This window comes from Bacillus sp. S/N-304-OC-R1 (genome assembly GCF_019749375.1).
GTDB lineage: Bacteria > Bacillota > Bacilli > Bacillales > Cytobacillaceae > Cytobacillus.
Window position 1 is genome coordinate 1 of record NZ_JACWFE010000003.1, and the last position, 12,911, is coordinate 12,911.

Here is a 12,911-nt window from a genome sequence, read left to right on the forward strand (position 1 = left end):
GTTCGTCCTGAGCCAGGATCAAACTCTCCAATGAATTGTGAGTTGATTAGCTCATAATGTCTTTTTGATAAAAAGACTAAAACGTTGACGTTTTTGTTCGTTCAGTTTTCAAAGAACTATCTTTTGGAGCGGGTGATGGGAATCGAACCCACGACAACAGCTTGGAAGGCTGTAGTTTTACCACTAAACTACACCCGCAAATCTTATTCAAGATTGAATGGTCGGGAAGACAGGATTCGAACCTGCGACCCCTTGGTCCCAAACCAAGTGCTCTACCAAGCTGAGCTACTTCCCGTATATGGCGCGCCCGAAAGGAGTCGAACCCATAACCTTCTGATCCGTAGTCAGACGCTCTATCCAATTGAGCTACGGGCGCATTATTTAAAAGTAACTTTTACAGTATATCTTTTTTAAAATCATTTGTCAACAACTTTTTTGGTGCGGCCGAGAGGACTTGAACCTCCACGGGGTTGCCCCCACTAGGCCCTCAACCTAGCGCGTCTGCCATTCCGCCACGACCGCTTAACAAGAAGTGACAAAGACTATAATACCATGAATGTAAAGAAAATTCAATTGGTATTTAATGGTGCGGGTGAAGGGAGTCGAACCCCCACGCCTTGCGGCGCCAGATCCTAAGTCTGGTGCGTCTGCCAATTCCGCCACACCCGCATATTTTTAACCAAAACCAAAAAGAAAAAAAGAAATAAATCTATCCGACTTTTTGCTTAAGGTGGTGAGCCATGAAGGACTCGAACCTTCGACCCTCTGATTAAAAGTCAGATGCTCTACCGACTGAGCTAATGGCTCGTTATATTTTTTAAAAAATTGGCTGGGCTAGCTGGATTCGAACCAACGCATGTCGCAGTCAAAGTGCGATGCCTTACCGCTTGGCTATAGCCCAATAAAATTGCATGGCGGTCCGGACGGGACTCGAACCCGCGACCTCCTGCGTGACAGGCAGGCATTCTAACCAACTGAACTACCGGACCATATGTATTTCTAAGAAATATTATTAAAAATGACCCATACGGGATTCGAACCCGTGTTACCGCCGTGAAAGGGCGGTGTCTTAACCGCTTGACCAATGGGCCAAATCAAAATTTATGGCGGAGAAGGAGGGATTTGAACCCTCGCGCCGCTTACGCGACCTACACCCTTAGCAGGGGCGCCTCTTCAGCCTCTTGAGTACTTCCCCATAATGGCTCCGCAGGTAGGATTCGAACCTACGACCGTTCGGTTAACAGCCGAATGCTCTACCACTGAGCTACTGCGGAATAATTATTGTTGAGCCGACGATATCTTAAGGAATCAATGTGTTTTCATCACTTGTCATCTTGTCGACTCTTACTATTATAAAAACCTAGATATTAAAAGTCAAGAAAGTTTTTCAAAAAAATCTTTTCTTATTTTAAAGATATATTTTTCAAGATATTACTCATGTTTTACTTCTTTAACTTTCTTTAATTTCCCCTTACATTTTCCACAAACATACTTTTGTATATTTATTTTTCTTCTTCTCTCAAATAATTGACCGCAGTTTAAACAAACATAAATAATTGTTTTTCCATTAACATTATTTTTTGTCCGCTCAGGGAGTGGAGAACAAAACCTCGGAGCTCCTACTTCCTTCATTAGAGTTCTAAAATCTGAATCTCTGTGCTTATACCCTTTCCCTTCTATATGAAGATGGTAATGGCAAAGCTCATGTTTGATAATACCGGTTAATTCTTCATGTCCAAGCTGTTCTAAGTATTTTCTATTTATCTCGATATTATGAGTATCCAGCATATAACGCCCGCCTGTTGACCGAAGCTTTGCATTAAAATATGCTTTATGCCTAAATGCTTTTCCAAAGCTTTGAAGTGAAATCTCCTCAACTAATTTCTGCAGACCTAAATCATCCATTTCAATTTCTCCCCAAATAATAGTGAACATGACAACCTATTATAGCATAGGTTATATATACCTTTTAATACTTAAGGAAACTGTAATCCTCATTTAGAATATAGATTACACCTAGGAGGTACACAAATGCCTGTTTGGTTTCAAAATCAAATGCAGCGAGCTTTTTTAGAAAAGGATCGTTATACAATAAAATTATTAAATCAATGCTGGTTTTTCTACAGAAAGAAACATTGTTCTTAAATAAAGCGCTAGGCATATACCTAGCGCAGTAGTTTAGAATCTCTTTTTATTCAGCAGGATTCAGCATCGTTAAAGAAACTCTTCCTTTATTTTTATCAACAGAGTCAACCCACACAGTTACAACATCTCCTACTGAAACAATATCTAATGGATGCTTAACAAATTGCCTGCTTAGCTTAGATATATGCACAAGCCCATCCTGTTTTACGCCAATATCAACGAATGCGCCAAAGTCTACAACATTCCGGACAGTTCCCTGAAGCTCCATTCCAGACTGTAAATCTTCAAGCTGAAGAACATCCTTCTTTAATAGCGGTTTCGGCAGATCATCCCGCGGGTCTCTCTCCGGTCTTACTAGTGCTTCAATAATATCCTTTAATGTCAATTCACCTATTCCTAATTCTGCAGCAGTTTCACCTACATTCAATTGAGCTAGTGAATCCTTGAGGGCCGGAGAACCTAAATCACCTGTTGTAAACCCAAATTTATCGAGAAGTTTATGTACCTCAGGATAACTTTCCGGATGGATCCCAGTTCGGTCAAGCGGTTCGGTACCGTCAATAATTCTTAGAAATCCAATCGCTTGCTCGTATGTTTTCGCTCCAAGTCGTGGGATTTTCTTTAGCTGATTGCGAGTTGAAAATTTCCCTTCTTCCTCACGCTTCTTAACGATATTATTGGCAACTGTTTTTGAAAGCCCTGATACATATTGAAGTAATGAAGACGAAGCTGTATTCACATTTACACCGACTTGGTTAACGGCCGTTTCAACCACAAATGCAAGGGATTCAGATAATCTCTTCTGAGAAACATCATGCTGATATTGTCCAACTCCAACTGATTTCGGATCTATCTTTACTAGCTCGGCTAATGGATCCTGAAGACGGCGTGCAATTGAAACAGCGCTTCTTTCCTCTACTTGTAAATTTGGGAATTCTTCTCTTGCTAAATCCGATGCTGAATACACACTCGCTCCAGCCTCATTAACAATCAGGTAATACACTTCTTCCTTTAATTCTTTTAATATATCTGCAATAAATTGTTCAGTCTCTCTAGAAGCTGTTCCGTTTCCGATCGCAATCATCTTCACCTGGAACGCATGTATGATATCAATAATTTGTGCTTTTGCCTCTTTTGCTTTGGAAACGGGCGGATGCGGGTAGATAACTGCTATTTTTAGGACTTTTCCTGTTTCGTCTACAACCGCCAGCTTACAGCCTGTCCGATACGCAGGGTCGACCGCTAGTACTACTTTTCCTTTTAACGGTGGCTGAAGCAGTAGTTTTCGTAAATTTTCAGAGAAGATCATGATTGCCTGTTCTTCAGCTCTCTCTGTTAATTCATTGCGAATTTCCCTTTCAATAGAAGGCTGGATTAATCGTTTATATCCATCCTCATAAGCTTCTTTAACAATTGGCAATACTGGTGACTTCTCATTTTTAATCCACTTTTTATGTAAGTACTTCAGGATAAAATCAGTATTTGGTTTGATGCTAATTCGCAAAATTTCTTCCTTTTCTCCGCGGTTTAATGCCAAAATACGGTGAGGAACAATTTTTGAAATCGGCTCTTCGTATTCATAGTACATTTCAAAAACCTTTTTCTCGTCCTTTTCCTCATCCTTTACAACTGACTCGATGGTGCCATTTTTGGCAGTTTCCTGACGAATCCATTTCCGGCTGTCTGCGTCATCCGAAACCCATTCTGCAATGATATCCTTAGCACCGGTAATAGCATCTTCAACAGTATTTACTTCCTTCTCTTCAGAAAGGAATTCCTTCGCCTTTTCCTCAGGTGATTCTGCTAATGAAAATGTCAGCACCCATTCTGCAAAAGGTTCTAGCCCTTTTTCCTTTGCAATTGTTGCTTTTGTACGGCGTTTTTGTTTATAAGGACGATATAAATCTTCTATCTCCTGAAGTTTTTCAGCAGCTTGGATTTGGATGCTCAACTCATCCGTTAATTTTCCTTGTTCATCAATTAGACGGATGACTTCTTCTTTTCTCTGCTCAAGACTTTGTATGTATTGCCAGCGCTCCATAATATCACGAATTTGAACCTCATCTAAAGCACCTGTTTGCTCCTTGCGATATCGTGCAATAAAGGGGACTGTATTTCCCTCTTCCAGAAGGCCAATTGTATTTCGAACTTGTTTAATAGATAGCGCTTGTTCTGCTGCAATTTTTTCTAAAACTTGATCCTTATTTACTTTCGTTGTCTCCAAAATTTTACCCCCAGCCTTTATGTCCTGTTATCCATTTTACCAAATTCCTTCGTAAGATTGTACAGCTCGCCAATTCTGCAACAATAGTAAAAAGAAGCTTACCTAGCCATTAGGCAGCTTCAGATTAAGTACTAAAATATTTTAATTCGATAAGGTTTCCTCATTGGTTGTATCTTTATCTATAGCTTCCTGCAGTTTCTTTATTGCCCGTCTTTGGAGTCGGGATACATGCATCTGGGATATTTGCAGTTTTTCTCCTGTTTCCTTTTGACTCAGATTTTCTAAATACGTATATTGAATTATCTGTTTTTCTCTTTCTGTTAATACGTGCAGAGCTTTCTCTAACACAAGCATTTGATTAATCTTTTCATACCCTTTATCAACATGTCCGACAATATCATGCAAAGTAACCGTTCCACCTTCAGAGTCTGCATCGATGGAATGATCAACAGAGAGAGCTTGATAGCTTTTTCCTATTTCCAGTGCTTCTAAAACCTCTTCTTCTGATATATCCAAGACCTCGGCAATTTCATTCATCTTAGGCGATCTTTGCAGCTTGACTGTTAATTCTTCGATCGTTGTTTTTATTTTTGGGCCAAGTTCTTTTATTCGGCGGGGTACGTGCACACTCCATGTTTTATCACGTAAGAAACGCTTAATTTCTCCCACGATTGTCGGTATGGCAAATGCCTCAAAATTTTTCCCAAAGGATTCATCATATCTGCGAACGGCACCTAATAACCCAATGAGGCCCACTTGAGTAATGTCCTCGTGAAAGACTTTTCCCCTAGAATATTTTCGAGCAATGGATTCAACAAGACTTTTATAATTGAGTACAAGAGTATTTAGAGCTTCTTCATTTTGGTTCAGCTGATAATCTTTAATCAGCCCGTTTATTTCTTCCTTTGATTTGCGATTAGGTTGAGAGTGTTTTAGCATCCATCTCCACCCGCTCTCCTTCTAGGTATTTGATCATGAATACCGTCACACCCTCTTTATTATGGATTCTGACTTCATCCATTAAAGACTCGATTAAATATAGCCCTAAACCTCCTTCACGCAAATATTCTACGGAATCAGTCTGTTTATAGCGCCCAATGCTTTGCCTTGCAGAAAGAAAATCAAAGCTTTTTCCATTGTCAGCAACCATTACCTCTAAACGGTTGCCATATAAACCAAACCCAACTATAACCTCTCCTTGTTCATCCTCTTTATATGCGTGCTGAACAGCATTTGTGCAAGCCTCACTAACAGCAATCTTCAAATCCTCGATATCGTCATATAAAAAACCCATACGGCTTGCAATTCCAGAAAGAGTTAACCGAATCACATTCACAAACTCAGCTTTAGCTGGGATCTTAAGTTCAATATAATCAAACGTTTGATTCATTTTCTTCACCTTCATTCCGGCTGGAGATATTCATAATATTAGCAAGACCTGTCATCTTGAATAGCTTCATCAAACGCTGAGACAGCCCTACAATCTGCAGATTGCCGTCATTAGCCCGTATGTTTTTAAAAACACCTACAAAAACACCTAAACCTGTGCTGTCCAGGTAGGTAACACCGGATAAATCAATTGTAATGTCTGCACCCGCTTTTTCAGATAAAGGAAAAAGCCGTTCGCGAAGCTTCGGTGCGGTAAACGCATCAATCTCACCTTGTACCATTACATTAAATTTAAGATCCTGCTCTTGAATTTTCACTGATATATTCATTCCTGACCCACCTTTTTTGCATGTCAATTGGATATTTACTTCCCTGTTTGGCGTATCCATAAACCTATTTATGTAAATTTTTTATTTAATATTAATAAGTTTAACAGAAATCTTGGCCGGGTAAAGAAAACCAAAAGTTGTACAAGCGCTATTTTAAATAAATGAATATAAAAAAAAGCAAGCATTGAATGCTTGCCATGGGTAGATGTTATAATGCTATTTTTAATTAAAAATAATTGCTAAATCATAGACACAAATAAAAACGCCCTTATCTTATGGAAAAGAGCGTATTTAGTATTAAAATTCGATGAGACCTAAGCTAATTTGCACGGCTTCATCCACTTTTTCCATCATTTCGTCATCGAGATGGGTTATTTTATCGGTTAAGCGCTGTTTATCAATTGTTCGTATCTGTTCTAATAAGATGACCGAATCCCGTTCAAAGCCATAGCGCTTTGCATCAATTTCAACATGAGTAGGCAGCTTAGCTTTCTGAATTTGAGCAGTGATTGCAGCAACAATTACTGTGGGACTAAACCGATTCCCGATGTCGTTTTGGATGATCAGCACTGGACGGACGCCACCTTGTTCTGAACCAACAACTGGGGATAGGTCTGCAAAATAAACGTCACCACGTTTGACAATCAAGGGATTACCCTCCGCTTACAAGACGTTCAACTGTGTGTTCTGCCTCGAATTCTGCTAGAAATGCTTCAGATGCAATCGTCAAGTTTATTTTCGCCATCTCCATATAACCACGTCTCATGGACTCACGAATTTGTCTCTTTTTCCGTTCGCGCAAATACATTTTGGTTGCTTGATAAATGAATTCACTCCGATTTACGTTTTCCTGCTTTACAAAGCCATCTAACTCGGTTACAAGATGTTGCGGTAATTTCACCATAATCTCTGTTGTTGCGCTGGACTCAGACACAAACAAACACCTCCACCATCACTACACACCATATTATATCTACCATTTTTAATATTATCATCAAACTGACCCCGTGCAAAGGGTATTTATCAATTCTTCTCTATTATCGGCCTTAAAATAAAACATTTATGCATAAAGTCCTACTTTAATATTTAGGCATTCATTATTTTTTGCTTCCTTTAGCAAGAGGCCATGTAATATGGTCTATATATAACTTAGAGAAGGCTGTTTATGATCTTTGTGACTTGCCCATTTTTCTTGTATACCCGAGGAATTCTCAACCCCATCATACAAGTGATTTCATAATTAATGGTTCCAAGTGTTTTGGCGATATCATCTGCCGTTATTTCTTCTTCTCCTTGTTGCCCAATAAGAGTAACCTCCGTACCAACTGGTAATTCATAAGGAAGCTTGATCATACATTGATCCATACAAATCCTGCCCACAATCGGAGCCTTTTGCCCATTAACAAGAACATGCTGTCCCTGGAGTTTTCTTGTCCATCCATCAGCATACCCAATTGGCAATGTTCCAATCCATTCATCTTCCTGTGCTTCATATGTCGCACCGTAACTAATCTTCTCGCCTTTTTTTACCTTTTTAACATTCACAACCTTTGTATGCAGCGTAAAGGCTGGCTTTAAAGGATAAGGAAGGGTTGGCTCCATTTCAACAGAAGGCATTAGGCCATACATAGCTATTCCCATTCTGACTGCATTTAAATGTGCTTCAGGAAATCTTAGTGATGCAGCACTGTTACTTGTATGAATAATTTCAGGCTTGTTCCTTAACCATGAAACCATTTCCTTAAACCGCTCTAATTGCCTATTAAAATAAGAACAATCAAGTTCATCGGCTGTAGCAAAATGTGTAAATACACCCTCTATCGTAATACTAGGGTTTTTTGCCGCTAGGTCTTCAATGATTTCAAGCTCCTCACGGCTGCGAATGCCAATTCGTCCCATTCCAGTATCGAGCTTTAAATGAATCTTTAATTTTTGTGAGGCTTCGATATAATGTTTTGCCTTTTCAAGCCATTCAGCTTGAAAAATGGTTAATGTAATATTTTGTTCTGATGCGAGTCCAACATCTTCCGGACGGCTCGCTCCCAGAACAAGAATTGGTGCTGTGATTCCTTTCTTTCGGAGAGAAAGTGCCTCATCTAGAATTGCGACAGCAATATAAGATGCACCTGCCTCTAATGCCACCTTAGCTACTTCTGCATCCCCATGTCCATAGCCATTTGCTTTTACAACGGCAAAAATCTTAACATCATCTTGGATATGCTTTTTCAATCCTTCAATATTGTAAAATATATGATCTAAATTAATCTCCGCCCATGTATCCCGATAAAAAGCAGTTTGACAATCTGCAATTTTCACCATTTATTGAACACCCTTTTTCTATTTTATAAGTACGATTATCGACTCCCTTCGACATATTTGTCAATTAAATCCCCGAATTTTTAGAAACATTTCCAAAATGTTATGAAAGTTCCTTTTTGTAAAAAACATAAAAAAAGGCTCTGATTAGAGCCTTACAAAATGATTTATTTCACTGTACTTTCTTGCACCGAACGTGCAACCTCAACTAGTTCCTCTTCGGTTAAATTATTGGAGGCAATCACATAGTCAACCCCTTGGTATGTCCACTTGATTGTATGATTGGATAGGGCTCCGATTGTGAAGCCTAAATCTACCGGCTCCCCTTTTACAGTTGTGAACGAGGAAACTGGCATCACAACCGCTTTTTCTTGTACAATGGTGAATGATTTTTCCCCATCATATGTTAAAACAACTCTTTTCCCGTTTTCTGTCGCGATCTCTTTTTCCTCAATCAAGTTAGCTCCTGGGAACTCTGATGGATATTTTACAGAAAACTCTTCATTACCCACTTCAGCTAAAACAGGAACATAAAGCTGAGCACCTGTCATATTCTTTTGCATATCAAAGTCTTTCTTATCAAAAGACGCATTAAATTTAACTTCTGTGAACTCCACTTTTACAAGAGCATTTTTATCAGTATCCATAACTTTAACACTAACAGGCGATAGGTCAGATTTATTCAGAGTAATTTCTTGTGTTGGAAGCATTTGATTATTTTGGTATCTTGTTTTTGTTTCAAAAACATAATGGTTTTTAGTTGCTGTAAATTTAGCCTCTTTATCCTCGACGATATCCTTCACCAGAGATTCATAAAGATATGCTTGACTGCTGTTTTTTGGCCAATCACTTTGGAATCGGAAGCTTTTGTTCAAAGCCGGAGTAAGAACGAATACTCCATCATCATTGCGGAGGATCATTTGGCTTTGATCCTTCTGCGCATTTTTCAGATTGACTCGGTAATAGGATTTAGCCTTATGCCATACTTCAATCTCATACACTTGTGGTTCCGTTCCCATCTCCAATGTCATCTTTGCACTTGCCTTATAGCCCTTCATTTCCTCGGCCTTCCCAGCAAGATCCTTCACCACATCGTCCTTGGATTTCGTTCCACAAGCAGACAATGCTATCACTGCCAATATCCCGATTAGCAGCATTAACCACTTTCTTCTCATTCCTTCAACCCCTTTTGCCTCTATTCAGTGTATTGTCCAGCGACAGCACGAAGCCCTGCTTCAACTGGTATAGATATCTCCAGTTAAAAAACTGACCCGCTTTGCGCTAATCGTGGAGGAGGTTAAAGCTCAACAAGATAACTAAGTTCCTTGTCTACCCTTGTCTCTCCTATTGCACTATGAATATATGAGACAACCATACGAAATATGCTAGGTTGAATGACAAGCTTTTTCTTTTTTACACTAAACTTTTTCAATCACTACCTGTGCCACAGCGTATTCCTTGCTGTGTGATATAGAAAGATGGACCCCCTGATGAACAGGCTTGGACACAAACGGTTTGCCTTTTTCATCTTTTTCTATTTCAATATCTAAAAAAGAAAGGCTTTTGCCAATACCAGTCCCGACTGCTTTTGAGAAAGCTTCTTTCGCTGCAAATCTTCCCGCTAAATATTCAGTCTTTCTTTCAGGTGTTAATTGCTGAAATTTATCCATTTCTTTTTTAGTCAATATTCTTTCAGCAAACTTTTCTTGTCTTTCGTATATTTTTTTTATTCGGCTTAGCTCTACAATATCTATTCCAATTCCAGTAATCATTATGATCATCCTTCTATTTCGTTTATATTTTGCATAATCAATATTATAAGAAAGCAAGTCCAAAGTTTTAATAGACTTTTTTTGCTTCATGTTATGATCCATTTTAGGCTATGATGGAAATATTAAGGAGAGAAATGAGGAGCCTTATGTTTACACGAACAGAAACCTTTAGAGAATTTTTACGATATTATCCTGTTGTTTCAACGATTATTTTGATTCATTTTCTTCTATATATCATTTCAGTTTTTCCATTATTACCGAATTTATGGCTATATGAAAATTTTGCCGGAGTTAACCTTTATATTACAGATGGGGAATATTGGCGTCTTGTTACACCGATTCTTTTGCATGGTGATTTTCCGCATATGCTTTTCAATAGCTTTTCCCTCGTTCTTTTCGGTCCTGCTTTGGAGCGAATGCTAGGAAAAGGAAAATTTATCTTTGTATATTTTACAGCTGGAATTGCAGCAAACATCGCTACGCTTATGTTAGAGCCGTTAACTTATATTCATGTAGGCTCGAGCGGCGCCATTTTTGGACTGTTTGGTTTTTATGCTGCTGTCAACCTATTTAGGAAGGACCTTATGTCCAAAGCCAATTCTCAGCTTATTCTAACGATCACCATTATCGCATTGATTATGACGTTTTTACAGCCAAATATCAATGTGACAGCACATTTATTCGGGATATTTGCAGGTTTTTTATTAGGGTTCTTACTATTAAAAAAGCAGTGAAAGTTTGTTTTCACTGCTTCACCTAACGATTTCATTTTGTATAGGAATACCATTTATATATTTCTTGTATATCCATTTTGTCTAAGTCAACAACTGTGCCCCCAGTGCCGCCTGTCCCTGACATGACAACAGCAGAAATTGTGCCTAGCTCTTTTCTTCTCTGAAAGTAACTCTCTTGTATGCGCAAAGACTGTATCCGATTTCGATTCATATACACTGTCGTTTTATTAACCGTCCGATATCTTAAAGTTAACTGTAAATCTGCAATCGACCAGCCGGTATCTTTAAACCTTAAAACGGCCCAAACCATCGAAATCAAAACAAACATTAGTCCGAAATACCCCCATGGTCTGAAAAAAATAATTGGAATTGCCGCAGCTGGTAAACTGAATAATATTCCTCGTAATAGATATCTTTTCAATGCCCTTCCCGGCGCTCGATTCATATTCGCTTCAAAGACATATTGCTTTAAATATGGAGAAAGTATTTCAGCAACCCTGTCTTTTTTTATGATCGGTAATAGCATCACTCGGGCACTGTCTTGATCGATCGCCGATCCTCCTGCACTTTCTAGATAAACGGTTCCAAACCCAAGGGGCTGTCTAATTACATTTTCTGTTATTCGAATCGCCTGAATTCGATGTAAAGGGATTGTAAGCTGACGCTTTTCCAAAAGACCTCTCGTTATGATCAGATCCTCTCCCAATTTTTTCACAGTAAATTCCGCGTACTTAATCATTGTTCCTATTAACGCAACCACCCAAGCAAATAAAAAACCAATAAATACAAGGATGCTAACAAGAATGACTCCACTCGAGATGATATCCTCTAAACCTCTAAATAATCTTTCATAGGGGATAATTTCTTCAAATTGAAATACAAACGCAAAAAATGCTGAAAAAACAACGCCCGCTCCCCCTGAAGTCGAGGCAAGCAGCAATAGTTCTCTAGGTGTAATTTTATAGAGAATGTCTTCTTCCTGGCTGCTTTTTTCAAACAGTTCCGTACTCTGTTCGTCTATCTTATTCTTGGCCGAAAAAAGAGTATGCTGAATAAAATTTGCCTCTTCCTTCGTGATGGCCGTCAAAACAGCCTCAGCCTCTCCCTTACTTGACCCTGCCGTTTCCACTTTCACCTTAACTAAGCCAAAGGGACGCTGTAAAATCCCTTCCGATAAATCAAGGCTTTGAATGCGTTCAAAAGGGATATACCTTTTCTTTCGAATAAAAACACCATATTCAATTCTAAGTTCTCCTTCTTCTAAACGATACGTAAATCTCAGCCATGAAATAATACCGAGAATTAAAATGATGATAATAACAACGATTGACATAATGAATTGAAAACTTCCATTCTTGCTTCCAAAAACAACAAAAACAAAGAAAGGGATAATCAGTTCCTTTAATTGCTTTAAAAAATTTACAACCGCTGAAATAGGGTGAAGTCTTTTTGGCTCAGACATCATCATCAGCCACCCTTACTAGCTTCGAGATAAAGTATCTAAGCTCTTCTGCTTCTTCCATATCTAAAGCTGGTATTTCATGCACGGTTGCAGCCGTTGATACAGTGACAGTAGCTAATTGATATTTACGTAATATGGGCCCTTGCCGTGTATCAACATGCTGGACTCGAATCATTGGTACAAGGGTTCTTTTTATAATGAACACACCATACTGAAGTTCAATTTCATTTTCCCTTACCTCATATCGCCAGCGCTTCCACCTTAAAGCAGGAATAAGGATTACGACTAAATAAACATTAATAACAAAGATTAATAGCGCAGCAGCTATAATCCATAAGGGCCAATTAAATATAATTGTAAGGGCTATGATCCCTCCAATAATTAAAAGAGTAATGAATGATTGAATGCTACCGGAAATCCTCCAAACCGTTAGCCCTTTTTCCGATATCCTCTTCTGCGGCTCCAAAACCATGAGTAACCTCCTATGCATCATGTCACACATTATTACTAATAAAAACAATTATCATAAGCATAAGTGAC

The 12,911-nt window shown here is 38.7% G+C and carries 14 protein-coding genes and 11 tRNA genes; 2 read left to right on the forward strand and 23 right to left on the reverse strand.

Annotated features, from left to right (window positions below):
* Positions 1-124 precede the first annotated feature (124 nt).
* The 12 genes from H0173_RS04235 to H0173_RS04290 all read right to left on the reverse strand — a co-directional run bounded on the left by H0173_RS04235 (position 125) and on the right by H0173_RS04290 (position 1,905).
* Positions 125-198 (reverse strand) — tRNA-Gly (locus tag H0173_RS04235).
* 20 nt (positions 199-218) lie between these two features.
* A tRNA-Pro gene (locus H0173_RS04240) sits at positions 219-295 on the reverse strand.
* 4 nt (positions 296-299) lie between these two features.
* Positions 300-376, reverse strand: a tRNA-Arg gene (locus H0173_RS04245).
* Between the two features lie 60 nt (positions 377-436).
* A tRNA-Leu gene (locus H0173_RS04250) sits at positions 437-522 on the reverse strand.
* Between the two features lie 62 nt (positions 523-584).
* A tRNA-Leu gene (locus H0173_RS04255) sits at positions 585-669 on the reverse strand.
* A 62-nt stretch (positions 670-731) separates the two neighbouring features.
* Positions 732-807: transfer RNA gene (locus H0173_RS04260), tRNA-Lys, on the reverse strand.
* Positions 808-826: 19 nt separating this feature from the next.
* Positions 827-901, reverse strand: a tRNA-Gln gene (locus tag H0173_RS04265).
* Positions 902-912: 11 nt separating this feature from the next.
* Positions 913-989, reverse strand: a tRNA-Asp gene (locus tag H0173_RS04270).
* Between the two features lie 30 nt (positions 990-1,019).
* Positions 1,020-1,091: transfer RNA gene (locus H0173_RS04275), tRNA-Glu, on the reverse strand.
* 13 nt (positions 1,092-1,104) lie between these two features.
* A tRNA-Ser gene (locus H0173_RS04280) sits at positions 1,105-1,195 on the reverse strand.
* A gap of 4 nt (positions 1,196-1,199) precedes the next feature.
* A tRNA-Asn gene (locus tag H0173_RS04285) sits at positions 1,200-1,274 on the reverse strand.
* A 157-nt stretch (positions 1,275-1,431) separates the two neighbouring features.
* Positions 1,432-1,905: a SprT family protein gene (locus tag H0173_RS04290; RefSeq protein ID WP_221844933.1), complete on the reverse strand. Its 474-nt coding sequence runs from the start codon at positions 1,903-1,905 to the stop codon at positions 1,432-1,434.
* 126 nt (positions 1,906-2,031) lie between these two features.
* Here H0173_RS04290 and cmpA point away from each other — a divergent pair, with 126 nt between their 5' ends.
* The gene (gene cmpA / locus H0173_RS04295) at positions 2,032-2,145 is read left to right on the forward strand and encodes a cortex morphogenetic protein CmpA (RefSeq protein WP_221844935.1); all 114 of its coding nucleotides are present in this window, start codon (positions 2,032-2,034) and stop codon (positions 2,143-2,145) included.
* Positions 2,146-2,191: 46 nt separating this feature from the next.
* Here the strand turns inward: cmpA and H0173_RS04300 are convergent, their stop codons facing one another.
* The 9 genes from H0173_RS04300 to acpS all read right to left on the reverse strand — a co-directional run bounded on the left by H0173_RS04300 (position 2,192) and on the right by acpS (position 10,175).
* Entirely contained in the window at positions 2,192-4,369 is a 2,178-nt protein-coding gene (locus H0173_RS04300) for a Tex family protein (protein ID WP_221844936.1), read from the reverse strand.
* Positions 4,370-4,510: 141 nt separating this feature from the next.
* Entirely contained in the window at positions 4,511-5,308 is a 798-nt protein-coding gene (sigB, locus tag H0173_RS04305; protein WP_221844939.1) for an RNA polymerase sigma factor SigB, read from the reverse strand.
* Complete coding sequence (gene rsbW / locus H0173_RS04310; RefSeq protein WP_221844941.1) at positions 5,286-5,759, reverse strand: anti-sigma B factor RsbW; 474 nt, start codon at positions 5,757-5,759, stop codon at positions 5,286-5,288. Before rsbW ends, sigB begins: the two co-directional genes overlap by 23 nt.
* Complete coding sequence (locus H0173_RS04315) at positions 5,743-6,087, reverse strand: STAS domain-containing protein (protein ID WP_221844942.1); 345 nt, start codon at positions 6,085-6,087, stop codon at positions 5,743-5,745. The genes rsbW and H0173_RS04315 overlap by 17 nt, the downstream gene beginning before the upstream one ends.
* A gap of 297 nt (positions 6,088-6,384) precedes the next feature.
* On the reverse strand, positions 6,385-6,735 hold the full coding sequence (gene ndoA, locus H0173_RS04320; RefSeq protein WP_066301680.1) for a type II toxin-antitoxin system endoribonuclease NdoA: 351 nt from the start codon (positions 6,733-6,735) through the stop codon (positions 6,385-6,387).
* Between the two features lie 4 nt (positions 6,736-6,739).
* Complete coding sequence (locus tag H0173_RS04325) at positions 6,740-7,021, reverse strand: CopG family ribbon-helix-helix protein (RefSeq protein ID WP_151537474.1); 282 nt, start codon at positions 7,019-7,021, stop codon at positions 6,740-6,742.
* Positions 7,022-7,236: 215 nt separating this feature from the next.
* Entirely contained in the window at positions 7,237-8,406 is a 1,170-nt protein-coding gene (gene alr, locus H0173_RS04330; protein WP_221844944.1) for an alanine racemase, read from the reverse strand.
* A gap of 164 nt (positions 8,407-8,570) precedes the next feature.
* Positions 8,571-9,578 carry a LolA family protein gene (locus tag H0173_RS04335; protein WP_221844946.1) on the reverse strand — a complete coding sequence of 336 codons (1,008 nt, stop codon included), beginning with the start codon at positions 9,576-9,578 and terminating at the stop codon, positions 8,571-8,573.
* 243 nt (positions 9,579-9,821) lie between these two features.
* On the reverse strand, positions 9,822-10,175 hold the full coding sequence (gene acpS / locus H0173_RS04340) for a holo-ACP synthase (protein WP_221845261.1): 354 nt from the start codon (positions 10,173-10,175) through the stop codon (positions 9,822-9,824).
* Positions 10,176-10,321: 146 nt separating this feature from the next.
* On the opposite strand from acpS, the gene H0173_RS04345 reads away from it, so the two are divergent.
* Positions 10,322-10,909: a rhomboid family intramembrane serine protease gene (locus tag H0173_RS04345; protein WP_221844948.1), complete on the forward strand. Its 588-nt coding sequence runs from the start codon at positions 10,322-10,324 to the stop codon at positions 10,907-10,909.
* A gap of 31 nt (positions 10,910-10,940) precedes the next feature.
* Here the strand turns inward: H0173_RS04345 and H0173_RS04350 are convergent, their stop codons facing one another.
* Both H0173_RS04350 and H0173_RS04355 read right to left on the reverse strand, forming a co-directional pair.
* Entirely contained in the window at positions 10,941-12,371 is a 1,431-nt protein-coding gene (locus tag H0173_RS04350; protein WP_221844950.1) for a PH domain-containing protein, read from the reverse strand.
* Positions 12,364-12,843 carry a PH domain-containing protein gene (locus tag H0173_RS04355; protein WP_221844952.1) on the reverse strand — a complete coding sequence of 160 codons (480 nt, stop codon included), beginning with the start codon at positions 12,841-12,843 and terminating at the stop codon, positions 12,364-12,366. Before H0173_RS04355 ends, H0173_RS04350 begins: the two co-directional genes overlap by 8 nt.
* Positions 12,844-12,911: the final 68 nt, after the last annotated feature.